The 21814-nt window shown below is 73.7% G+C and carries 19 protein-coding genes; 11 read left to right on the forward strand and 8 right to left on the reverse strand.

From position 1 onward, the window contains the following. Positions 1 to 1839 carry a hypothetical protein gene (locus PHZ_RS02550; protein ID WP_041373037.1) on the reverse strand — a complete coding sequence of 613 codons (1839 nt, stop codon included), beginning with the start codon at positions 1837 to 1839 and terminating at the stop codon, positions 1 to 3. A 111-nt stretch (positions 1840 to 1950) separates the two neighbouring features. Here PHZ_RS02550 and PHZ_RS02555 point away from each other — a divergent pair, with 111 nt between their 5' ends. The 4 genes from PHZ_RS02555 to PHZ_RS02570 all read left to right on the forward strand — a co-directional run bounded on the left by PHZ_RS02555 (position 1951) and on the right by PHZ_RS02570 (position 5837). Beyond that, positions 1951 to 3207, forward strand: coding sequence for a tetratricopeptide repeat protein (locus PHZ_RS02555; protein WP_012521034.1), 1257 nt, complete (start codon positions 1951 to 1953; stop codon positions 3205 to 3207). After that, a complete protein-coding gene (locus tag PHZ_RS02560; protein WP_148216769.1) occupies positions 3204 to 4868 on the forward strand; it encodes a glycosyltransferase family 4 protein in 1665 nt (554 codons plus the stop codon). Before PHZ_RS02555 ends, PHZ_RS02560 begins: the two co-directional genes overlap by 4 nt. A 78-nt stretch (positions 4869 to 4946) precedes the next feature. Then, positions 4947 to 5318 carry a glycine zipper 2TM domain-containing protein gene (locus tag PHZ_RS02565; protein ID WP_012521036.1) on the forward strand — a complete coding sequence of 124 codons (372 nt, stop codon included), beginning with the start codon at positions 4947 to 4949 and terminating at the stop codon, positions 5316 to 5318. A 3-nt stretch (positions 5319 to 5321) separates the two neighbouring features. Further along, positions 5322 to 5837 carry a hypothetical protein gene (locus PHZ_RS02570; protein ID WP_049758108.1) on the forward strand — a complete coding sequence of 172 codons (516 nt, stop codon included), beginning with the start codon at positions 5322 to 5324 and terminating at the stop codon, positions 5835 to 5837. A 9-nt stretch (positions 5838 to 5846) separates the two neighbouring features. Here PHZ_RS02570 and PHZ_RS02575 read toward each other — a convergent pair whose 3' ends face one another. Genes PHZ_RS02575 through PHZ_RS02590 form a run of 4 tightly spaced genes read right to left on the reverse strand, consistent with a single transcriptional unit; the run spans position 5847 to position 10317 of the window. Then, the gene (locus tag PHZ_RS02575) at positions 5847 to 7052 is read right to left on the reverse strand and encodes a glycosyltransferase family 4 protein (protein WP_012521037.1); all 1206 of its coding nucleotides are present in this window, start codon (positions 7050 to 7052) and stop codon (positions 5847 to 5849) included. Continuing rightward, a complete protein-coding gene (locus PHZ_RS21435) occupies positions 7049 to 8698 on the reverse strand; it encodes a hypothetical protein (protein ID WP_049758109.1) in 1650 nt (549 codons plus the stop codon). The genes PHZ_RS02575 and PHZ_RS21435 overlap by 4 nt, the downstream gene beginning before the upstream one ends. Before the next feature lie 36 nt (positions 8699 to 8734). Continuing rightward, complete coding sequence (locus PHZ_RS02585; protein WP_012521039.1) at positions 8735 to 9484, reverse strand: ABC transporter ATP-binding protein; 750 nt, start codon at positions 9482 to 9484, stop codon at positions 8735 to 8737. Beyond that, the gene (locus tag PHZ_RS02590; protein ID WP_012521040.1) at positions 9481 to 10317 is read right to left on the reverse strand and encodes an ABC transporter permease; all 837 of its coding nucleotides are present in this window, start codon (positions 10315 to 10317) and stop codon (positions 9481 to 9483) included. Before PHZ_RS02590 ends, PHZ_RS02585 begins: the two co-directional genes overlap by 4 nt. A 141-nt stretch (positions 10318 to 10458) precedes the next feature. Here PHZ_RS02590 and PHZ_RS02595 point away from each other — a divergent pair, with 141 nt between their 5' ends. The 3 genes from PHZ_RS02595 to PHZ_RS02605 are packed head-to-tail and all read left to right on the forward strand — an operon-like array spanning position 10459 to position 13296. After that, positions 10459 to 11541, forward strand: coding sequence for a glycosyltransferase family 2 protein (locus PHZ_RS02595; RefSeq protein WP_148216770.1), 1083 nt, complete (start codon positions 10459 to 10461; stop codon positions 11539 to 11541). Beyond that, positions 11538 to 11897 (forward strand): DMT family transporter, encoded by a 360-nt coding sequence (locus tag PHZ_RS02600; protein WP_049758111.1) that lies wholly within the window; start codon positions 11538 to 11540, stop codon positions 11895 to 11897. The genes PHZ_RS02595 and PHZ_RS02600 overlap by 4 nt, the downstream gene beginning before the upstream one ends. Positions 11898 to 11949: 52 nt before the next feature. Further along, entirely contained in the window at positions 11950 to 13296 is a 1347-nt protein-coding gene (locus PHZ_RS02605; RefSeq protein ID WP_012521042.1) for a hypothetical protein, read from the forward strand. Here PHZ_RS02605 and PHZ_RS02610 read toward each other — a convergent pair. Further along, positions 13277 to 14032, reverse strand: coding sequence for a class I SAM-dependent methyltransferase (locus tag PHZ_RS02610; RefSeq protein ID WP_012521043.1), 756 nt, complete (start codon positions 14030 to 14032; stop codon positions 13277 to 13279). The genes PHZ_RS02605 and PHZ_RS02610 overlap by 20 nt on opposite strands. Beyond that, complete coding sequence (locus tag PHZ_RS02615; protein WP_012521044.1) at positions 14029 to 15093, reverse strand: sulfotransferase family protein; 1065 nt, start codon at positions 15091 to 15093, stop codon at positions 14029 to 14031. Before PHZ_RS02615 ends, PHZ_RS02610 begins: the two co-directional genes overlap by 4 nt. Before the next feature lie 114 nt (positions 15094 to 15207). Here PHZ_RS02615 and PHZ_RS02620 point away from each other — a divergent pair, with 114 nt between their 5' ends. From PHZ_RS02620 to PHZ_RS02635, 4 genes are read left to right on the forward strand one after another with little or no spacing between them, the layout of a single operon-like run. Then, on the forward strand, positions 15208 to 17154 hold the full coding sequence (locus PHZ_RS02620) for a hypothetical protein (protein ID WP_041373040.1): 1947 nt from the start codon (positions 15208 to 15210) through the stop codon (positions 17152 to 17154). Then, positions 17151 to 18755 (forward strand): glycosyltransferase family protein, encoded by a 1605-nt coding sequence (locus tag PHZ_RS21440; protein WP_012521046.1) that lies wholly within the window; start codon positions 17151 to 17153, stop codon positions 18753 to 18755. Before PHZ_RS02620 ends, PHZ_RS21440 begins: the two co-directional genes overlap by 4 nt. Further along, on the forward strand, positions 18752 to 19777 hold the full coding sequence (locus PHZ_RS02630; protein ID WP_012521047.1) for a hypothetical protein: 1026 nt from the start codon (positions 18752 to 18754) through the stop codon (positions 19775 to 19777). The genes PHZ_RS21440 and PHZ_RS02630 overlap by 4 nt, the downstream gene beginning before the upstream one ends. After that, a complete protein-coding gene (locus tag PHZ_RS02635; protein ID WP_012521048.1) occupies positions 19774 to 21048 on the forward strand; it encodes a hypothetical protein in 1275 nt (424 codons plus the stop codon). Before PHZ_RS02630 ends, PHZ_RS02635 begins: the two co-directional genes overlap by 4 nt. Here the strand turns inward: PHZ_RS02635 and PHZ_RS02640 are convergent. Beyond that, entirely contained in the window at positions 21008 to 21814 is an 807-nt protein-coding gene (locus PHZ_RS02640; protein ID WP_012521049.1) for a DUF6270 domain-containing protein, read from the reverse strand. The two genes, PHZ_RS02635 and PHZ_RS02640, sit on opposite strands and share 41 nt — an antisense overlap.

Raw genomic sequence — 21814 nt, forward strand, 5'->3', positions numbered from 1 at the left:
CTACCCCGCCGCCCAATCCTTCGGCCGGATCACCCTGCGGTCCGCGGCTGCCACCTCGTCGTGGTGGCGATAGGCCCACCAGACGGCGTCCACGACCTCGGAGCGCAGCGGCGTGGTGGCGTCGCCGAACATCAGCCGGTCGATGTCGAGGTCCAGCGCCTGGCGGCCGAGCGCCACGCGGACGGCGTCGTCGTCGATCACCTTCAGCGCCGCGGCCACGTAGGCGTCCTCGTCCCGGGCGATCAGCCACTCCGGCATGCCGAGGCGGCGCAGCAGCATGGCGTCGGTCCGCCCATGCGGCTCGGGACACTCCATGGCCACGACCGGCAGTCCCTGGCGCAGCGAATCGATGACGCTGTGCAGGCCGCCGAACGGGAAGGGACTGAGGTTCAGGTCGCAGGCGGACAGGAGCTCAAGGTAGCGGTTGTAGGCCATGAGGCCGTGGACCTGCGCCCCCGGCAGCGCACGCTCCAGGGTCTGGCGGATGGCCTGCAGCTCGGAGCCGCCCACATTGGGGAAGACGTGGAACTCGAGCTCGCGGCCGGCCGCGGCGCGGATCCGCGCCAGCAGCGCGATGAAGCCGGGGTTGAGCTTGAGGAGGTTGCTGGGCAGGGCCACCCGCAGCGGCCGCGCGGTCTCGCGGATGTCGGGCGGCACGGGCGTGTAGTGCGGCGAGCGTTCGAACACGAGCGACTCGTCCGGCAGCAGCAGCAGCCGCTCGCCGAACAGGGCGGGGTCCGAGACGTAGCCTTCCTCGGTCAGGTAGTAGTCGATCGCCGGGCAGAACGTGGACGCCGAGTGGCCCAGCGCCGTCATCTGGATCGGGGCGAAGCGCAGGTTGGCCAGCAGCGGTCCCCAGTGCCGCATTCCCACGCTGGGCCAGAAGACGATGTCCGGTTCGGCCTCGGTCATCCGCCGGGCGATCTCGCCCAGGTGCGCGCCGCCGCCGGCCCGGCGGAAGGTGTGGACCTCGTCGAACAGCGGCCGGACCGCGGGGTCGGCCTCGGTGTCCTCGGTCACCAGGACGAGCTCGAACCGCTCGCGCAGCTGGCGCAGGTACTGGCCGAAGTAGCGGAACTGCACGTGGTTGGAGTGCATGATCTCGGCCGCCACCAGCATCCGCGGCCGGTCCTTCAGCGTGCGGACGGCCGGGAGCGCCGGCGCCTGGATCCGGATGCGGCCGGCCAGGTCGACCAGCGTGCGGTTGAGCACGGCCTTGAGGGCGTGCTTGCGCGGGTGGCTGGCGTAGCTGCACAGCATCCAGGCGGTGCTGAGGGCGACCAGGTGGTTCAGCGTCGGCGGCAACGGCGCGGGCCGCAGCGCCTCGGCGCGGTCGAGGAAGGCCTCCCGCCGCTCGGCGCCCAGGGCCGAGACCACCGGCTTGGACCCCACCAGGCTGATGTAGGCGGTCTGGGCCAGCTCGGGCGGGAGGGTCAGGAGGTCGTCGGGACCGAACTCCACGTCGGAATCGAGGGTGAGCAGCAGGCAGGCCTTCGCCAGCCGCTGCGGATCCACCGCCCCCGCGGCCGGCGTCCCGCCCCGCGGCTGCAGGCCCATGGCGCGGAGCACATGGTCGAGCGAGCCCAGCGGGCTGGCGCGGACGAGGGTCTCCAGCTCCTGGCGGAAGAGCAGGGCCTGCTGGAACTGGTCGACGGTGGGCGGGGCCGCCGGATCGGCGATGATCGTGGCCAGCGCCGTCGCCAGGCGCGCCGCCTCCGCGGGCGTGGATGGCGCGCCGGATTGGAGCAGCGCCCGGAGCGCGTCCACCGCCTTGGCCCAGCGGTCCGGCTCCCGATTGAAGGCCGCCCGCTCGAGACCCGCCAGATCGATCACGCCCACGCCCCCTCCGGTGGCCCCGGAAGGAGCCTCGGCGGCGGGTTTAAAGGGGTGCGGCGGCCAGGCCAAGCCGCACGCCTTGGGGCTTTTCCGGAACTCCTCTAGACCTGGGGCATGCGATCGGGAGCACACGAAGGACAGCGCGCGACCGTCGGGCCGGCGTCCGATCCGGCGGCGCTCAGGCGGCTGTTCGACCAGGCGGTCCAACGGCACCAGGCCGGCGACCACGCGGCGGCCGGCAGGCTCTACGAGGCCGTGCTCGCCGGCGGGCCGGACCGGGGGCTGCGCGCCGACGTGCTGGCCAACCTGGCCTCGATCCTGCGCAACCAGGACCGGTTCGCCGAGGCGGAGGCCGCGCTGCGGGACTGCCTGCGGCTGTCGCCGGACCACCTGTCGGGCCTGGCGAACCTCGCCAACCTGCTGATCGTCGCCCAGCGCTACGAGGAGGCGCGGGCCTGCATCGCCCGCTCGCTCGCCCTCGCGCCGGACGACCGCCTGCACCGCTACCGGCTGGGCCTGGCCTGGCTGGGCGAGGGCGACTACGCCGCGGGCCTGCCGCTGTACGAGCTGCGCGACGACCGGGCGCGGACGCCCCTGCGGTCCATGTCCACGCCGGAGTGGGACGGCGGCCCGCTGGAGGGCCGTTCGGTCTTCATCTGGCGCGAGCAGGGCTACGGCGACGAGCTGCAGATGGCCCGCTTCATCCCGGCGCTGAAGGCCGCCGGCGCCGGGCGGGTGATGGTGGCGCCCACGCGGGCGCTGGTGCGCCTGTTCGGGACGCTGGAGGGCGTGGACGAGGTGCTGGAGATGACCGGGCGGGTGGCCGCGCCGCCGCACGACGTCTGGGCCCTGCCGTTCTCGCTGCCGCACCGGCTGGGCGTCACCCTCGAAACCCTGCCGGCCGCGCCGTACCTTCGCGCGCCCGAGGCGGCGCGGGCGGCGTGGAAGGGCTTCGCGCCGGAGGGCGGGGTGGGCTTCGTCTGGCACGGCAACCCCGCGCAGCCGGTGGAACGCTACCGCGGCCTGCCCTCGCCCGAGCTGCTGCAGCCGCTGGCCGAGCACGTGCGGCTGATCGACCTGCAGGAGCCGCGCGGCGATTTCGCGGACACCGCGGCCATCCTCGAGCAACTGGACCTCGTGATCACCACCGACACCGCCATGGCGCACCTGGCGGGGGCGCTCGGGCGGCCGTGCTGGGTGATGCTGCCGGCCGTCGGCTGCGACTGGCGCTGGCTGCGGCGGCGGCCGGATTCCCCCTGGTACCCGTCGCTTCGCCTGTGGCGGCAGGAGACGCCGGGCGACTGGGCCCCGGTGATCGCGGCCATGAAGCAGGAGCTGGCGTCGAACGGTCCGCCGGGACGGCGTCCTTGAGCCGGCTGTCGGTCTTCCACCCCTCGGGCGCGCTGGGTCTGGGCGCCAACCCGTTCGGCAAGGACGTGGCCAACCTCCAGCTCATCCGGGCGCTGGCCCAGTCGGGCGGGTTCGAGCAGCTGGACATCCTCAGCGCCCGGCCGCCGAGCGAAGCCGATCTCGCCGCCGGCCTGATCCAGGACTCCGGCTCGCAGACCCGCCTGGCTTCGGGCTGGCTGCTGAACACCGGCTTGCCCGCCGCATCGGGCGCCCTTCTGCGCGGGCAGCCCTACCTCAGCGAACTCGCCTGGCTGCGCCGCAGGGCCTGCGGCGACCGGGGGTACAGCCTGCTGGGCCTGGCCCACACCCTGGCCCCGCCGGCGGTGCGCGAGCTGATCGCCGCCAGCCTGTCGGCGCCGGTGCATCCCTGGGACGCGGTGATCTGCACCTCGCCCAGCGTGCAGGACGGCCTGGCCCGCATGTTCGCCGAGCTGGGCGAGCATCTGGCCGAGCGGACCGGCGGCAAGCCGCCCGCGCCGCCCGCCCTGCCCATCGTGCCGCTCGGCGTCGAGGCCGAGGCCTTCCGGCGCACGGCCGACCGTCCGGACGCCCGCGGCCGGGTCCGGGCCGAGCTGGGCCTGACGGGCGACGACGTGCTCGTGCTCTGGGTCGGGCGGCTGTCGTTCTTCGAGAAGGCCTTCCCGCAGCCCATGTTCCGCGCCGTGCAGCAGGCGGCGGCCATGACGGGAGCGAAGGTCGCCTTCGCCATGGCGGGCTGGTTCCCGCGGGAGGCCGACCGGGCGCACTACGCCCAGGCCGCGGCGGCCTATGCGCCGGACGTGGACGTGCGGTTCGAGGACGGCAACGACCGCGCGCGGCTGGGCGACCTGTGGGCCGCCGCCGACGTGTTCCTGTCGCTGGTGGACAACATCCAGGAGACCTTCGGCATTACCCCGCTCGAGGCGATGGCCGCCGGCCTGCCGGTGGTGGCCAGCGACTGGGACGGCTACCGGTTCACGGTGCGCCACGGCGAGGAGGGGTTCCTGATCCCGACCCTGGGCGGCCCCGAGAGCGGCGGCCTGGGCGGGACCATCGCGGCCCGCCACGTCTTCGGCCTCGACAGCTACCAGACCTATGTCGGGGCGTTGGCGCAGCACACGGCGGTCCACATCGGCCGTTGCGCCGAGGCGCTCGCGGCGCTGATCCGTTCGCCCGACCTGCGCCGCAGGATGGGGGAGGCGGGGCGCGCCCGCGTGCGGACCGCCTTCGACTGGCCGGTGGTGGCCGGGCAGTACCGCGAACTGGTGGACGAGCTGTCCGCCATCCGCGCCGCCGCCGCGGATCCGCCCGCAGGCCGGCAGTCTGACCCGGTGCGGGGGGACCCCTTCCGCGACTTCGCCCACTTCGCCACCGACACGCTCACGCTCGACACCCGGCTGGCCGCCGGCCTCGGGGTGACGGCCCAGGACGTGCTGGGGACCGAGGCGGTCGCGCTCGACGGGGCCTATGGGGCGCTGCGCGCGCCGGTGCAGGCCTGCGCGCAGGTGCTGGACCTCCTGGCCGGCGGGCGGGCGATGACGGTGCGCGAGATCCTGCTGGCCTTCCCGGCCGACGAGCGCCGCCGGACCGAGCTGGCGCTGGGGTGGATGGCCAAGCACGGCTTCGTCGACTGGCTGACGTAACGGCGGCATCCGATCGCGCGGACGCACGTTCTTCCCCGTCGAGCCTCGCGCAGGAGGCTGCACGCAGAGGAGAACGACATGCGGATCGGCATGATCGCAGGCGCCGCGCTCGCCGTGGCCGCCCTGCCCGCCGCCAGCGAGGCGGCCTGTCCCAAGCGCACCACCGGCACCGTGGTGGGCGCCGTGGCCGGGGGGCTGCTGGGCAATGTGGTGGCCGGTCGCGGCGACCGCACGGAAGGCACGCTGCTCGGCGCGGCCGTGGGCGGCGTCGCGGGCAACCAGCTCACCAAGTGCAAGCGCCCCGCCCCGCGTCCGCAGGCGGCGAGCCGCAGCTACCGCCAGGCCTCCTACGCGCCGGCGCCGCGCCGTGCGACCTGCCGGTACGAGAACCGCGCCTATTACGACCAGTACGGCCAGGTGGTGTACGCCCCGGCCCGCGTCTGCGGGTGACGCATGCGCAAGGTCCTGATCCTGACGGCCGTCGCGGCCGCTGCGTCCGGCCTGGCGGCCTGCCAGGAGGGCGGCCAGGGGCGGTCCCGCGCCGCCGCCGGCGACGCTGACGGCCTGTGCAAGCCCTTCGCCGCGCCCGGCCAGGCGGCGGCGCCCGGCGGCCTCGACCAGGGCGGCGCGGCGGTGGACGACTGCCTGCACCGCTGGGGCTACACCCTCGCCCGGTCCACGGACGAGGCCGGGGCTGTCGCCCAGGCGGCGCTCGCGGCCTGCTCCGCGCCCCTGGCCCGCTGGAACCAGCAGACGCTCAGCCAGGCGGCCGGCGGCGGCCCGCCGATGGAGGCGCCCAGCCTGCTGACCGGCGAGCCGACCAATCCCATCGCCGAGCACAACAGCTTCGCCGAGGGCAGGGCGCTGTTCTACGTGGTGCAGGCGCGCGCCGGGAAGTGCGACCCGCCGCGCGAGACGGCGCCGGCCCAGACGCCCGCCGCCGGCGCGGCCAACAGCCCCGACCGCTAGATCCGGCCGCTAGCCCGCCGCCGCGGCCTTCACCGCGGCCTGGACCTCGGCCGGCAGGGTCGCGAGCCAGGCCGCGGGCGACAGCCGCTCGGCCACGCGCCGGCGACCCGCCTCGGCGAGGCGGGCGCCCAGGGCGGGGTCGGCCCGCAGCCGGCGCAGGCCCTCGGCCGCCGCCTCGATGTCGGGCTCGGCCCACGCCTGGCCGCGGTAGATGCCCTGAGGGTCGGCGACCGGCGTCGGGGTCCACGGGACCATCAGGCCGCAGGACTCGTCCATGAAGTCGAGGTTCCCAGTCGCGGCCGTGGCGAGGGCGGGGGTGCCCAGCGCCATGGCCTCGGCCATGGTCAGGCCGAACCCCTCGGCGCGGTGCAGCGAGATCAGCACGTCGGCGCCGGCGATCAGCCGCTTCACCTGGGCGTAGGGCCAGACGGCGTCGACGATGCGCACAGTGGGGCCGGCCAGCCGGCGCAGAGCCGCCAGGGCCGCGGGATGGGCGCCGCCGTTCTGGGTCTTGATCACCAGCTCGCAGGCCGGGTCCTCGCCGAAGGCGCGGCGGAAGGCGGCGATCGCGCCTTCGGGGTTCTTCCTGGCCGCCGAGGAGTTGAAGTCGAACAGGGTGACGGCCTGGAACGCCGCCGCGCGCGGCGCGGGCGCGACGCCCTCGTAGTCCTCCAGGAACAGCGGGTGGGGCACGACCCGGACGGGCGGACGCACGCCCTCGAAGGCGCCGGCCGTATAGCGGCTGGGGGCCCAGATCTCGTCCACGAGCCTGGCGTCGGCCAGCCAGTCGGCGGGCGCGCGCGGCAGCTCCCAGGCCCAGTAGCCGTAGCGGCGCCCCAGCACCCGGCGCGGGCCGAGCGAGGCCAGGGCGCCGACCAGCTCGGGGGCGTTCAGGTGGAAGATCCAAAGGCCGGGCGTGGGCCTGTCGAGGCGCGCCCCGCCATCGAGGCCGGCGCCGACGCTGACCGTCTCCACGGGCGCGCCCACCGCCTCGAAGGCGCGCCGGGCCAGCCGAGCCGAGGCGGCGATGCCGTGGGCGCCGTCGAACAGGCCGACCAGGCGGATCGGCAGCGCTCCGGCGTTGTCGAGGGGCGCCGGACGTCCCGCCGCGTGGACGTAGGTCCGCAGGCCCTGGCGCACGGCCGGGCCCGCCAGGCGCCGCAGCGGTTCGGGCAGCGCCCGCCGCCAGAGGCCCTGCAGGGCGCGGACGCTCATCGCCGCAGGCTGGCGCGCGCCAGCCGCGTCAGGGGATGGGCCAGGACGTCGGCGGGCAGGCTGTCGACCGGCGCGCCGTACTCGGCCAGCCCCCCGGCGAGCAGCCAGCGCAGGAAGCGGAACCGGCCGAGCGGGCGGTCCAGCGGATAGAGCCGCTGCACGTCGGGCCGCGCGTCCCAGATCTCGCGGAACAGGCGCACGAACGGGCGGGGCAGGCCCTCGGCGCGCGCCAGGTGCGGCGCCTGCAGCGGCGCCTTCAGGCGCTCGGGCCAGCCGGCGGCATGCGGGACTCCGAAGGCGGCGAAGAGCGTCCGGCGCAGTTCGGAGGGTCGGGCCTCCGTCTCCGAGAGCTCGGCCGCCCGGGCCATGATCCAGGGCTCGGCCAGCAGGCGGTCGAACTCATGGTCGGGCAGGGCGTCCATCTCGAAGCGGCCGGCGATCGCCTCGGGGCCGATCCACCAGGCGGTGAGCTCGTCGTTGCTGTAGCGCTGGGCGGGCTCTGTCGGACCTTTGAGCTTCCGCGCCGCGTCGGCCGACGGTCGGTCGGCGCCCAGGGCCTCGGCGTTGGGGACGAACCACCAGGGGAAGGCGGCCGCCGGGCGCTCGCGCGCGATCGCGGCCTGGACGCGGGTGAGGCCGGGCGCGGCGGGGGCCTCGGCGTCCATCCAGGCCTCGGTGGCGGGACCGAGCCCGTCCGGGAAGGTCTCGCCCGCCCGGGCGGCGGCCAGGGCGGCCCTGCGCATGGCCGGCGTGACCCGGCGGCCCGAGGCGAACCGGTCGAAGCCGTAGCCGCGCGCCTTGGCCTGCGCATGCCCGTTGGCGTTCAACGCGCGAGCGTAGTCGGCGAGCAGGGCCGCCAGGGGCGAGCCGCGCGCCACGCGGAACCGGGTCTGGTGCTTGGAAAGGTCGAGCGGGCGGGCCGGGTCGAAGCCTGAGAAGTGGAAGAAGACGAGGGGCTCGCCGTCGACGGTCCAGCCGTCGGCGCCGCGGGCGAGCGTGCGGCCCTCCAGGTTCCAGTAGGCGAGGTTGAGGCCTGGATGGGTGAGGATGGCGGCGCCCGGCACGAACTCCGGCGCCCGGTCCATGTGCTTCTGGTCGGTGAAGACGCCGCCCTCGAGGTCCACCCGGCAGTCGAAGCGGCACTGCTCGGCCCACCAGTCCAGCAGGGCGTCCACCTGCCGATCGCGCCGCGCCGACAGGAAGCCGAGGTTGTAGGTTCCCGATCTGGCCAGGTCCTCGTTCGTGGGGCTGCCCGGCGTCGTGAGCGGCCGGACGGTGTGCGGCGTCAGGCAGAGCGGCGTGCGCGCCAGGGCCTCGCGCACCGGCGCCAGCGGCCGGAAGACCCAGATGTCGGGGTCGAGGTAGGTGACGCTGTCCACGCCGTCCCAGGCCAGCATCGTGCGGAAGACGAACGGCTTCACCGCCGTGTTCAGCTCGAGCGCCTCGTAGTAGACGCTCATGTCCCGCACCGGCGCGCCGAGGTCGGCGGCCTCGATCACCTCGGCCACGCCGGCCAGCTCGGGGATCGGCCCGTCGGCCGCCACCACGACCCGGCGCGCGGACGGCTCCGCCTGGCGAAGGCTCTGCATCAGGCTCGCCGCCTGGGCCGCGTAGTTCCGCGACACGATGGTGAAGATGACGTCCACGCCCGACTTCCTGGGCCCTGCCTAACAGGCCGACCGTCAGGCGGCCAGAAGCTCGTCCAGCTTGCGGATGTCGGTGACCTCGGAGGCGACGCCGCCCTCGAGCCGCATGACTTTGTTGCAGTAGAGCCGCAGGAGGTCGACGTCGTGGGTCGCCAGGACCAGGATCCCCGCGCGCTCGACCAGGCCCAGCAGGCGCTTGTGCGCCAGCTTCTGGAAGTCGGCGTCGCCGACGGCGATCCACTCGTCCATCAGCAGCACGTCGCACTCGACGGCGGTGGCGGTGGCGAAGGCGAGACGAGCCTGCATGCCCGCCGAATAGGTCTTCACCGGCATGGCGAGGAAGGGCCCGAGCCCCGTGAACTCGGCGATCTCGGGCAGCCGCGCCTCGATCTCCTTGGCGGAGAGGCCGGCGATCCGGCCGCGCAGCCGGATGTTGTCGTAGCCGGTGGCCGACAGGTCGATGCCCAGCGACAGGTCCAGCAGGGCGGCGATGCGGCCGTGGACGTCGATGGTGCCCTCGTCGGGCTCGTAGGCGCCCGAGAGCGCCCGCAGCAGGGTGGTCTTGCCCGAGCCGTTGTGGCCGATCAGGCCCAGGCGGTCGCCCGCCTTCAGCTCGAGGTTCAGGTCCTGCAGGGCGGTGACGTCGGTCGAGCCGAAGTGGCGGCCGAGCTTGCCGCCGACCGCCACCCGGGCCAGCGACTTCTTCAGCGACTTGGCGTCGACGCCGTAGACGGGGAAGCGGATCGTCAGCCCCGTGCAGGTGATCGAGACGGGAGGCTGGCTCATAGGTAGTGCACGATCCGGCGGCGGGTGCGGGCGAAGAGGGCGAAGGTCAGGATCCAGCCGCCCGCCGCCATGGCCACCAGGACCACGTAGGTGGTCGGCGAGACCGCGTCGCCGAGCAGCGGCGCGCGGATCGCGTCGAGCAGGTGGAAGAAGGGGTTGAAGTGCAGCACCGCCATGTGCTCGCTCGAGAAGCGGTTCGGCGTCCAGAACACCGGCGTCATGAAGATCGCGAACTGCATGATCGAGACGACGATCTGCGGGATGTCGCGGAAGCGGGCCGAGGCGATCCCCGCCAGCATGCTGATCCAGCTGACGTTCAGCACCATCAGCAGGACGCCGAGCAGGGCCACGAGCGGCTTCGCCACGCCCCAGTAGTCGTAATAGGTCAGGACCGCGACGACGATCACCAGGTGGTGCGCCAGGCTGATCAGGTTCCGCAGGACCGTGCGCCAGACGAAGGTGAACATCGGCAGGCTGGTCTGCGAGAGCATGCCCTTGGCCTGGACGAAGGTCTCGCAGCCCTCGTTGATGATGCCGGCCATGGCCCCGAAGAAGACGATGCCGAGCGCCACGAAGGGCAGGAACTCGCTGATCGGGATCTTGAAGAGATTGGCGTAGAGGAAGCCGATCCCGAGGACCATCAGGCCCATCGAGAGCGTGATCCAGAAGGGGCCGAGGATCGACCCGCGGTAGCGCGAGACGATGTCGTGCCAGGCGAGCGACCAGGCCAGGCCCAGGCGCTGGCCCGAGCCCTTGAGGTCGCGGAACGCCATCTGGAGCTGGAACAGGCCGCCGCGCTGGCCGGTCCGCAGCATGTGGGCAGCCGTCTGCATGATACTCCCGACGCGAAGGCGCCGGAGGTATCAGGCGGCCGGGGGCGGCGCAAGGCGAGGGACCGGCGCCGCTTTGCCAGTCCGGGCGCTTCCGTGCTAGCCGGGCCGGCCGAAGGGCCGAGCCAGCATGACCTCGCCACGATGACCTCAATCGACAAGATCGCCCGCGACCCGCAGCATCCGCCCCTGGAGTCGCATCTGGCGGCGCTGGCGCCGCCGTCGCGCCTGGCGCTCGAGGACGCCGGCGTGTGGCTGGTGATCCCCTGCTTCAAGGTCCGCGCCCACATCCTGAACGTCATCGCCAAGGCGCCGTCCTGGATCGAGGGGATCGTCTGCGTGGACGACGCCTGCCCGGACCGCTCGGGCGAGCTGATCGAGGCCGAGGCGAAGGACCCGCGCGTCGTGGTCGTGCGCCTGCCGCAGAACCAGGGCGTCGGCGGCGCCACCCTGGCCGGCTACGGCGAGGCGGCGCGCCGGGGCGGCCGGGTGCTGGTGAAGGTGGACGGCGACGACCAGATGGACCTGGAGCACGCCGCCCATCTGGTGGCTCCGATCCTCCTCGGCGAGGCGGACTACGCCAAGGGCAATCGCTTCACCTCCATCAGCCACCTGAAGACCATGCCGGCGGTGCGGGTGTTCGGGAACGCGGTGCTGAGCTTCGCGGCCAAGCTGTCCACCGGCTACTGGAACATCTTCGATCCCACCAACGGCTACACGGCCATCGAGGCCAACGTGGCCCGGCTGGTGATGGAGAAGCGGGTCTCACGGCGGTTCTTCTTCGAGACCGACCTGCTCTACCACCTGGGCACCCTGCGGGCGGTGGTGCGCGACGTGCCGATGCCGGCGCGCTACGCCGACGAGGTCAGCAACATCCGCATCGGCCGGATCGTCGGGCCCTTCGCGCTGAAGCACCTGCGCAACTTCGTCCAGCGGGTGCTGGGCCAGTATTTCGTCCGCGACTTCAACGCCGCCAGCCTGGAGCTGGTGTTCGGGATCTTCTCGATCCTGTTCGGCCTCGGATACGGCCTGAGCTACCTCGCCAACCGCGATCCGGGGCAGATCGCCTCGGCCGGCGTGGTGATGATGGCCGCCCTGCCGATCATCCTGGGCGCCCAGCTGCTGCTGCAGGCGATGAACTTCGACGTGCTGAACGTGCCGAGCCGCCCGATCCACCCCTTCCTGCGGGCGGTGGAGAGGATGCAGGCCGGGAAGGCGCCGGCGTGACCCCGCGCGAGATGCTGCTGTGCGCCGGCTTCTCGCTGGCCCTGCCGGTGGGCCAGGCGATGTTCAAGTGGGCGGCGGTCCACCACGGCCGGCAGAGCGGGACGCTGGTCGCCAAGCTCGCCGGCAACTGGCCGCTGATGACGGCGCTGGCCTGGTACGGGCTGACGGCGATCTTCTGGTTCTACATCCTGACCCGGGTGCCGCTGTCGAAGGCCTATCCCTTCGCTCTGGCCGGCACCGGGCTCATCCCGGTGGTGGCCTGGCTGCTGTTCAAGGAGCCGCTGGGCTGGCGGATGGCGGCGGGATACGTCCTGATGCTGGCCGGGCTGGCGGTGATTCAGAGCCAGTCGGCCTGAGGCTCGAACCGCTCGTGGGGGGACGATGAACGAGGCGAGGAGCCTGCGCGGGATGGCGCCGGCGATCCTGTGGTTCCTGGCGCTGGCCGGCGGCTACGCCCTGATCCTGGGGCTGAACTATCCCGGCCACATGTCGGTGGACACCATCATCTCGCTGGCCGAGGGGCGGAGCGGGGTGCGCCGGGTGTTCGGGCCGCCGCTGTTCAGCTCGTTCCTGGGCTTCTTCGACCGCATCGTCACCGGCTCGGGCGCCTATGTCGTCGCCGCCGCGCTGGTGCTGGTCGGGGCCTGGGCCGGGCTGCCGTCGCTGCGCCGCAGGGTGGCCTGGATCGCGCCCCTCGTCCTGGCGGCCGCCTTCGCCGCCCCGCAGGTGGCGATCTACCAGGGGATCGTCTGGAAGGACGTGCTGTTCGCCAACTTCGCGATCGCCGGCTTCGTGGCGCTGGCGCACGCCTGCCGCCGCTGGGACGCGGCGCGGCCCCGCCTGGCGCTCCTGGCCCTGGCCTTCCTTCTGATGGCGGTGGCCACGCTGCTGCGCCAGAACGGGGCCCTGATCGTCGTGCTGTGCGCCGCCGTCCTGGCCTGGACCGCCCGGGGCGAAGGTTGGCGCCGTGCGCTGGCCTGGGCCGCGGCGGGGTTCGTCGTCCCGCTCGTGCTGGCGGCCGGCATCAACGCCGTCACGCCGGTGAAGGACCCGCCGGGCAAGAACCGCAACGTCGGGCTGCGGCTGCTGCAGGGCTACGACATCGCCGGCGCCCTGGCCGACGATCCGGACCGGCCGCTGCGGGCGCTGGAGGCCGACAATCTCGCCGCCGCCGCCTCGCTCAGGGTCGAGGCGCCCAAGTACTATTCGCCCGAGCGGATCGACGCCCTGCTGGGCTCGAAGACCCTGGGCAAGGCCCTCGTCAGCTACGAGACGCCGACCATCGGCAGGCAGTGGGTCCAGACGCTCACGGAGGATCCGCTCGGCTACCTGGAGCGCCGCTGGGACGTGTACCGCTGGGTGTTCCTGACGCCCGACATCGACAGGTGCCTGCCGGTGCATGTGGGGGTCGCCGGGCCGCCGCAGCTGATGGACGAGCTGGGCATCGCGCCCCGCGCCGACCGCGACGACAACCGGCTGTGGAACTACGTCACCTGGTGGCTCGACACCCCGGGCCTGTCGCATCCGGTGTTCGCGGCCGTGGCCGCCCTGGTCGCCGCTTTCCTGCTGGTGCGCAGGGAGGCGGCCGACGTGGCGATGGCGGGGCTGATGCTGTCGGCCCTGGGCTTCGCGGCGAGCTTCTTCGTGATCTCGCTCGCCTGCGACTACCGCTATCTCTACTTCCTGGACCTGACGGCCATCACGGGCCTCGTCTACGTGGCCCTGGATCCGCGGCTCAGGAGCCGAAACGCCTGAGCCAGGCGTCCGCCACCTCCGCGCGCGGCCGCGAAGCCTCGATGAAGCGGTAGAGCGACAGCTGCCGGCCGAGGCCGAAGCTGCGGACCTGCACGTCCTCGAACACCGCCCGGACCAGCGCCTCGATCTCGGCGGCGTCGTTGACGTGCTCGTGGGCCATGAGCAGGCCGTAGTCGAGCCCGTGGCGCAGCCGGAACTCCAGTCCGGTGGTCAGCGACCAGCCCAGCCTCCAGAGGAAGCCGCCCTCGCTGGGGATGGCCGCGCGGAAGCCGCCGCCCGGCGCGAGCAGCTGCGCCGAGCGGGCCAGCACGAGCGGCAGGTCGCAGATGTGCTCCAGCGCCGCGATGCTGGTGATCCGGTCGTAGCGGCGGCCTGCGGGAACGTCCGCGATGTCGGCGAACACGTCCCGCACCCGCGGCAGGCGCGGCGAGCCGCGGTAGAGCTCGGCGAAGGGCTCGACGATGTCGTAGGCCGCGCCCTCGGGCTCGAACGGCAGCTGGTTGAGGTTGCCGGCGCCCAGCTCCAGCGTGGGCTTCGCCCGGTCCCGCACGTCGGCCGCGACCTGCCGGTGCATCCATTGCTCGAGCCGCTGGGACAGCGAGGCGGCCGTGCTCTCGCCGGCGCGGTTCTCGGCGTACTGGCGGGCGTAGATCTCCTGCAGCCGCGGCGGCAGCGGCGGGCGGGCCTTCGGGAAGCGCTGCAGCCGCGCCTCGACGTCGCCGGGCCGCGGGCTCACGACTTGGGGTCCTCGCCGGCGAGCGCGGCGTCGAGCTCGGCCTCGACGGCAGCCAGGGCGTTCCGCGCGCGCCAGCCGGCCTCGAGGTCCGGTTGCTGGCGGGTGAGGACGTCCTCCAGGTGCTCGGCCCGGCGCCGGGCCTCGATCAGGCCCGTGCGGGCGACGTCGAGGTCGCGAGCGGCGGGGGAGACCAGCGGTCCCATCTCGGCGGCCCGGCGGCCCATCTCGGCGGCGGCCTCGTCCAGGATCCGGCGCGCCGGCCGCGCGTCGCGGGCGGCGGCCTCGAACCAGTCCAGCACCCGGGCCGCCAGATCCCCGCTCCAGCCGAGGCCGGAAAGGTCGCCCCCGCCGGCGTTGTGGCGCAGGTCGGGGCTCAGCGCCTGGTCGATCCGGCGCGCGGCCTTCTCGTCGAGCTTGGGCAGGGGCGCGCCGTGCGCCGCCTCGATGCGCGCCACCTGGCCGCGCCAGTCGGCGAGCAGGGCGTCATAGGCCACGAAGCCCCGGGGCAGGTCGCGGGTGTAGGCCTCGGCCGCCAGCATGTAGGCGGTCCAGACCAGCACCGACTTCTCGGGCGGGAAGCCGTCCCGCCGCTGCAGCGAGCCGGCGACGGCCAGCGGATGGCGCACGGGGATGACGCATCGCGCGCCGACGCCCTGCCGCTCCAGCACCTTGCGCCAGAACGGCAGCAGCACGGTGACCCGCGGATCCTTCATCAGCGGGTGGCGGACGCGGCCGTACTCCTCGGCGAACAGGGCGCGGGCCCGCTCGCTCCAGAGGGCCTCGTCGTCGGCGGCCAGCGGGCGGAAGGGAAAGGCGAAGCCGTCGTCCCAGGCCGAACCCGCGGCGCGCAGGCGCTCGTCGTTCAGGATGGCGATCTTCCAGGGCTCGAAATAGCCCTGCTGGTTGTACTCGTCGCCCGGCATGACGTTGGCGGGCAGCCTGGCCCCGGCCAGCGACAGCAGCTGGGTCACCGCCGAGGTGCCCGAGCGGTGCATGCCCAGCACGAGGTAGGCGGTCCGCTCGCCGCCGGTCCTGCTTCCCGATGCTTCGCCGCCCGTCATGCCCCCTCGCCCTTACGGGCGCCCGGCCGAGGCTGCAAGTTCCGGCGGCGGTTGATCGGCACGCCCTTCTGTTGCACACCAGCCCGCCGCCGCCGCTTCAGGAACCTGCGCCCGATGGCCGTCCCGGCCCAAGTTGACGAAGTCCACAGGGTTGTCTCCACGGCGTTCGACGCGGCCTTCCACCGGGCGGTCTATCCCGATCTGGCCGATCCCTCCCAGGACCCGCTGAAGCACTACGTGCTCACCGGCTGGCGCGAGGGGCGCGACCCGGCGCCCTGGTTCTCCACCGAGGCCTATCTGGAGGCCCATCCCGACGTGGCCCGGTCGGGCGCCGAGCCCTTCTTCCATTTCCTCACGCGGGGCCGAGCGGAAGGGCGCGAGGTCCGCGCCTCCGCTCACGCCGAGGCGTGGCTGACGGGGACGCTCGGGGCCCCGGCGCCGTGGAGCCTGGAGGCGCTGCTCGCCACGGCGCCGAAGGCGCGTCCGCGGCCGGTGTTCAACGCCACCGCCGACCGCGCCGTCGTCGAGCCGGAGTTCGACGCCGAGTGGTACCTGGCCCACAACCCCGACATCGCCGCGGCGGGGACCGACCCGCTGCACCACTTCCTGATCACCGGCTGGCGCGAGGGGCGCGATCCCAGCCCCCGCTTCTCGGTGCGCGACTACCTCGAGCTCTATCCGGACGTCGCCCAGGCCGAGGTGAACCCCTTCGCCCACTACCTGACCGCCGGCCGCGCCGAGGGCCGGATCGGCCGTCACGAGCTCGGGTTCCGCTACGACGTCATCGCCCGCCAGACCCCGGTGGAAGCCCGGCTGGAGGCGGCGATCCGGGCGTCCGCCGCGGCGCGGACCGGGGCCGCCGAGGCCCTCGCGCGGGCGATCGCCGACACCGGCGCCCGGCTCGCCGACCTGCACGTGACCTTCAGCCACGACGACCCGACCGCGAGCATCGGCGGCATGCAGCTCTGCCTGCGGCGCGAGGGCGCCCGCTTCGCCGCGCTCGGCGTGGACCACCTGCACCTGCATCCGGCCAAGCCCTGGCCGATGGTGCGGGCGGCAGGCGAGCCGGGGCCGCTCGGCGTGCTGCTGAACGGCCGGCGGCTGGGCGTCTATTCCGCCGCCGCGGTGGCGGAGGCCCTGGGCCGGGCGGGCGGGCGCGGCAGGGGGCGGCGCAGCTTCGCGATCCACAGCCTGCTGGGCCACGATCCCGACGAGACGGCGGCCCTGCTCCGCGGCCTCGGCATGACCCGGGGCTTCTTCTGGCTGCATGACTTCGCGAGCCTGTGCGCGGGCTATCACCTGCTGCGCAACGACGTGGAGGACTGCGCGGCCCCGCCGCCGGACAGCGCCGCCTGCGGCATCTGCGCCTACGGTCCCTGGCGCGGCCGGCACCTGGCGGCGCACCGGCGGCTGTTCGAGGCCCTGGAGATCACCGTCGTCGCCCCCTCCGAGACGACGCTGGCGTTCTGGCGCGCCGGCTGGGACCACCCGGTGGCGGGCGAGGTCGTCCTGCCGCACGCGCGCCTCGTGGACCGCGGCCCCGCCCCGCCGGCGCGCAAGTCGGGGCCGTTCCGCGTGGCCTACCTGGGCATGCCGACCCCGCTGAAGGGCTGGCCGATCTTCCGCGAACTGGCGCAGCGGTTCGAGGGCGACCGCCGCTACGCCTTCACCCACCTGGGCGGCCAGGCCGATCCCGCCGCTCCGGCGACCTTCCGGCGGGCCGTGGCCAGCGAGGACGATCCGCACGCCATGCACGCGGCGCTGGAGGCCGTGCAGCCCGACGCCGCCCTCGTCTGGCCGCTTTGCCGCGAGACGTTCTCGTTCACCGCCTACGAGGCGGCGGCCGCCGGCGCTGCGGTGATCACCGGGCCCGACAGCGGCAATGTCGCCGCCTTCGTGGCCGAGACCGGCCTCGGCCGGGTCCTGCAGAGCGAGGCGGCGCTGATGGAGGCGTTCGAGTCGGGTTCGATCCGCACGCTCGCCCGCCGCCGGCGCGAGGCGCGGCTGTACGATCTCAGCTTCAGCGGCATGACCGCCGACCTTGTGGAGGCCATGGCGTGAGGTCCCTCGTTCCCGCCGCGCTGAAGCTGCGCCTGCTGTCCGGATTCAAGCGCTTCGACCCCGACCGGGCCGTCGTGGCGGCCGAGTTCGACGCCGCCTGGTACCTGCAGGCCTATCCCGACATCGCCAAGGCCCGGGTGGACCCCCTGGCTCACTTCATGGCCTTCGGCTGGAAGGAAGGGCGCGATCCGAACCCCCGGTTCTCGGTCCGCGAGTACCTGAACGAATATCCGGAGGTGGCGCGGACGGGCGTCAATCCGTTCGTGCATTTCCTGAAGTCGGGTGGGGAGGGCAGCCGCGCGCCGCGTCCGGACCTGGGCTTCCGCTATGACGTGATCGCGCGGCTGGTCCCCGTCGAGGACCGCCTCGCCCAGGCGGCGCGCGCCTCGGACGCGGTCCGGCCGGGGGCGGGGCTCGCCGGCGCCCTGGGCCAGATCGGCCGCCGACCGCTGCACGTCACCTTCAGCCACGACGACTACACGGCCAATGTCGGCGGGGTGCAGCTCGCCTTGCAGCGCGAGGCCGCGGGCGTGGCGGCGCAGGGCCGCGACCACCTGCACCTGCACCCGGCGACGCCCTGGCCGATGCTCCGGACGGACGAGCCCGCCGCGCTGGGCGTGGTCTGGAACGGCCAGGCGCTGGGCGCCTTCGCCGCCGAAGCGGTCGCCGAAGCCCTGCGCGCGGCGGCTCCCGCCCGCCCCGGCGAGCGCAGCTTCGCCATTCACAGCCTGCTCGGTCATTCCGTCGACGAGGTCTTAGCGATCCTGGCGGCGGCGGGGCTGTCCGAAGGCTTCTTCTGGCTGCACGACTTCGCGAGCCTGTGCGCGGGCTACCACCTGCTGCGCAACGACGTGGAGGATTGCGCGGCCCCGCCGCCGGACAGCGCCGCCTGCGGCATCTGCTTGTACGGTCCCTGGCGCGGCCGGCACCTGTCCGAGCACGAGCGGCTGTTCCGGCGCCTGAAGCTCACCGTGGTCGCTCCCTCGCAACCGACGCTCGACCTGTGGCGGGCGTCCTGGGACTTCCCGGTCGCCGGAACCCTCGTCCATCCTCACGCCCGCCTTCGCTCCCGCGGGGCCGCGCCGGCTCCGCCCGCGGGGCGGCCGTTCCGCCTCGCCTACGCCGGCCTACCGGCGGCCCACAAGGGCTGGCCGGTGTTCCGCGACCTGGCGCTGAGGCTGGCCGACGACCCGCGCTACGAGTTCCTGCATCTGGGCCTGCGCAGCACGCCCGGACTGCCGGTCCGGTTCGTCGAGGTCGCGGCGGGCCCCGAGAACCCGCGCGCCATGCAGCAGGCGCTGGAGGCCGCCGAGGCCGACGCGGTGCTGGTCTGGCCGCTCTGCCGCGAGACGTTCTCGTTCGTCGCCTACGAGGCCGTGGCCGCCGGCTGCGCCGTCATCACCGGGCCCGACAGCGGCAACGTCGCCGCCTTCGTCCGCGACGGAGGTCATGGCGCGGTGCTGGACGAGGCCGCCCTCGCCGAGGCTTTCGAGAGTGGCGAGGTCCTGAAGCTGGGGCGGGCCACGCGGCGGCCGGCCCTCTACGACCTGGACTTCGGCGCGCTCACCGCCGACCTGCTCCCCGAGGGGACCCCCGCATGAAAGTGCTCGTCTATTCCAGCTTCACGTTCTCGTACCTGAACCGGGCGCGGGTGCTCTACCAGACCCTGCGGCGGTTCCATCCCGACTGGGAGCTGGTGGCCCTGATCACCGACCGGCCGCCCGAGGGTTTCGCCTTCGATCCCGCCGCCGAGCCGTTCGACCGGGTGGTCTGGGCCGAGGATCTGGGCATCCCCGATTTCCAGGGCTGGCTCTTCAAGCACGACGTGGTCGAGGTCTGCACGGCGGTGAAGGGTCCCTTCATCCACCAGGCCTGCAGCTCGGGCGCCGACGCGGTCATCTACCTCGATCCCGACACCGCCCTGCTGGGCTCGCTGGACCCGCTGGTGGAGTGGCTCCAGGACCACGACATCCTGCTGACGCCGCACCTGATCGATCCGAACGACGACCTCACCGCGATCCTCGACAACGACCTGTCGGCCTCGCGCACGGGCATCTTCAACCTGGGCTTCGTGGCGATCCGGACGACCGGCGAAGGCGCGCGCTTCGCCAAGTGGTGGAACGACCGGCTGCTGTCGTTCTGCTACGACGACATGCCCAACGGCCTGTTCGTGGACCAGCGCTGGTGCGACCACGTCCCGGCCCTGTTCGACAAGGTGAAGGTGATCCGCGATCCCGGCTACAACGTCGCCAGCTGGAACCTCAGCACGCGGACCGTGGCGGTGGAGAAGGACGGCCGGATCACCGTCAACGGCGCGCCGCTGCGCTTCTGGCACTTCACCAAGCTGGGGCCGCTGGGCGACACCATGACCAAGCGCTACGCGGGGCGGAACTTCCCCGTCTACGAGATCTGGGCGTGGTACAAGCGGCTGGTGGCCGAGGCGACCGACGCGGCGATCCCCGAGCGCTGGTGGGCCTACGGCGCCTATGACGATGGCGCGCCGATCGAGAAGGCCGAGCGGGTCCTGTACCGCCAGCGGGGCGACCTGCAGGCCGCCTATCCGAACCCCTTCGCCGCCGGACCCGGCAGCTTCCGCGAATGGCTCCAGACGGAGGGCGCATGAGCCTGGCGCCCAACATGGCGCGGCGCCGGCGCCGGTCCGGCGCGGCGGCGGTCGAGGCGCAGCAGGCCGCGCCGCCGCCTGCGGATGCGGACGTCTTCCGGGTGGTCGACAAGGCGCGCGAGGTCGCCCGGCGACTGGCCGACGTGCGCCGCAGCGCCCACGAGGCCCAGGTCCGCGAGGCCCTGGCCCGCTCCGAGCTCTCGCTCGCCCTCAACGAGTCGCTCGTGGCGAGGGCAGACCTCGCCGCCCGCCTGCGGGACGCCGCCCTGGCCGCCCATGTGGAGGCCCGCCGCGGCCGCGCGGGCGGGCGCCGTCGCAATCGGCTGAGCAAGCTGCTCGACCGGGCGCTGGTCCGGCTTGGCTCGGTGGGCCAGGCGCTGGTGATCGCCCGCAGCGGGACGTGGCGGGGGACCGGCCGGGCGCTGCACGACCTGCGTCACATGGCCGCCTACGCCCGGCGCGGCGGAGATCCCGCGGTCTCGCCCCTGACGCCGCTGTTCGACCAGGCCTGGTACCTGGCGGCGCATCCGGACGTCGGCGGCGGCCGCGCGGCGCCGCTCGTCCACTACCTGACCTCCGGCAGCGCCGAGGGCCGGTCGCCGCATCCGCTGTTCGACGAGGCGTGGTACCGGCGCGAGAACGCCCACGAGCTGGCGGCGACGGGCATGACTGCGCTGGAGCACTACGTCCGGCGCGGCGCGGCCCTGGGCCGCAGCCCGCATCCGGCCTTCGACGTGGCCCACTACCTGGCGCAGGGGCCGGCGCTGGCGCCCGACGAGGGCCCGGCCGAGCACTATCTGCGGGAGGGCTGCGCCCAGGGGCTCTCGCCGCATCCGCTGTTCGATCCGGCCTGGTACATGCATCGCGCGGGCAGTTCGGCGCAGGGCGTCCCGCCCCTGGTCCACTACCTGACCGAGGGCTGGCGGAGCGGAGTTCCGCCTCACCCCCTGTTCGATCCGAAGTGGTACCTCGCTCAGAACCCGGACGTGGCGGAGGCCGGCCTGGAGCCGCTCGCCCACTTCCTGTCCGGCGGCGCGGCCGAGGGACGCAGCCACAGCCCCTGGTTCGACCCGGCGCACTACCTCGCCCAGCGCGGCGAGGCGCTGGCGCCCGGCGTCGCCCCGGTCGTCGACTATCTGCAGGGCGGCGCCTGGCAGGTCAGCGAAGCCCGCCCTGGGTTCCCGTCGGCCGCCTATCTCGCGGCCCGGCCCGGTCTGGTGCGCGAAGGGGTCACGCCGCTGGAACACTGGGCGCGGCTGGGCGGGCGCTAGCCGGCGCGGGGACCCCGAGAGGCTCCAGCTGGCGCCAGATCTCGGCGTAGTACTCGGGCACGAAATGATAGGGGCTGAGCCCCCAGTGATGGCCGGGATCGGCGAGCCGCAGGGCGCCCGCGTCGAGCCGAGCCATCGGCGGCATGACCTCGACAAAGCGCGCCTCGTAGGCGGCGAGCAGGGCGTTGTGCTCGGCGATGTCGACGGGCTGGCCGTCGAGCAGGGCGGCGCCTTCGAGCGGCCGCACGCCCTGCGGCGTGCGCTGGGCGTGCGCCCAGCGGGAGACGTGCAGGATCAGGGTCGCCTCGCGCAGCGGCGTGCCGCGCACGATGGCCGCGATCTCGGCGGCGGCCTCATGCCACAGCCGGCTGCAGGCGGCGGAAAGCCGCGGGATCGGCCGGCGCGCCCGGAAGGCCTTCTGCTCCAGGTAGCCGCTGACCTCCAGCTCCCAGGTGTGGGAGACGATCGCATCGCCGACCGAGATCAGGTCGAACCGCTCGTCGATGAGGTCGAAGATCAGGTGCGTGGGCCGGAAGGCCATCAGGCGCTCCAGGGCGGTCTTGCGCAGGTCGGCCAGGAGGGCGTTGTGCTGGTGGAGCCGCAACGGCGCCGGCGGCTCGCGCGCCGGGCGAAAACCGGCGACGGGCGGCGAGACCAGGCCGGGCAGGCTCGTTCGCGACACATAGGCGAGGGTTTCGGCGCCGCCGCCACGAATCGGCCACAGATCCCGGGTGATGCAGCTCCCTACGATCGCGACTCTCGGCAT

It is taken from the genome of Phenylobacterium zucineum HLK1, assembly GCF_000017265.1.
GTDB classification, from domain to species: Bacteria; Pseudomonadota; Alphaproteobacteria; order Caulobacterales; family Caulobacteraceae; genus Phenylobacterium; species Phenylobacterium zucineum.

What these genes read in the sequence shown, in the direction of transcription:
- PHZ_RS02555 (WP_012521034.1), top strand. Translation starts at nt 1,951, where the DNA reads ATGCGATCGGGAGCACACGAAGGACAGCGCGCGACCGTCGGGCCGGCG.
- PHZ_RS02565 (WP_012521036.1), top strand. Translation starts at nt 4,947, where the DNA reads ATGCGGATCGGCATGATCGCAGGCGCCGCGCTCGCCGTGGCCGCCCTG.
- PHZ_RS02570 (WP_049758108.1), top strand. Translation starts at nt 5,322, where the DNA reads ATGCGCAAGGTCCTGATCCTGACGGCCGTCGCGGCCGCTGCGTCCGGC.
- PHZ_RS02575 (WP_012521037.1), bottom strand. Translation starts at nt 7,052, where the DNA reads ATGAGCGTCCGCGCCCTGCAGGGCCTCTGGCGGCGGGCGCTGCCCGAA.
- PHZ_RS02585 (WP_012521039.1), bottom strand. Translation starts at nt 9,484, where the DNA reads ATGAGCCAGCCTCCCGTCTCGATCACCTGCACGGGGCTGACGATCCGC.
- PHZ_RS02590 (WP_012521040.1), bottom strand. Translation starts at nt 10,317, where the DNA reads ATGCAGACGGCTGCCCACATGCTGCGGACCGGCCAGCGCGGCGGCCTG.
- PHZ_RS02595 (WP_148216770.1), top strand. Translation starts at nt 10,459, where the DNA reads ATGACCTCAATCGACAAGATCGCCCGCGACCCGCAGCATCCGCCCCTG.
- PHZ_RS02605 (WP_012521042.1), top strand. Translation starts at nt 11,950, where the DNA reads ATGGCGCCGGCGATCCTGTGGTTCCTGGCGCTGGCCGGCGGCTACGCC.
- PHZ_RS02615 (WP_012521044.1), bottom strand. Translation starts at nt 15,093, where the DNA reads ATGACGGGCGGCGAAGCATCGGGAAGCAGGACCGGCGGCGAGCGGACC.
- PHZ_RS02620 (WP_041373040.1), top strand. Translation starts at nt 15,208, where the DNA reads ATGGCCGTCCCGGCCCAAGTTGACGAAGTCCACAGGGTTGTCTCCACG.
- PHZ_RS02630 (WP_012521047.1), top strand. Translation starts at nt 18,752, where the DNA reads ATGAAAGTGCTCGTCTATTCCAGCTTCACGTTCTCGTACCTGAACCGG.
- PHZ_RS02635 (WP_012521048.1), top strand. Translation starts at nt 19,774, where the DNA reads ATGAGCCTGGCGCCCAACATGGCGCGGCGCCGGCGCCGGTCCGGCGCG.
- PHZ_RS02640 (WP_012521049.1), bottom strand. Translation starts at nt 21,814, where the DNA reads ATGCCGAGAGTCGCGATCGTAGGGAGCTGCATCACCCGGGATCTGTGG.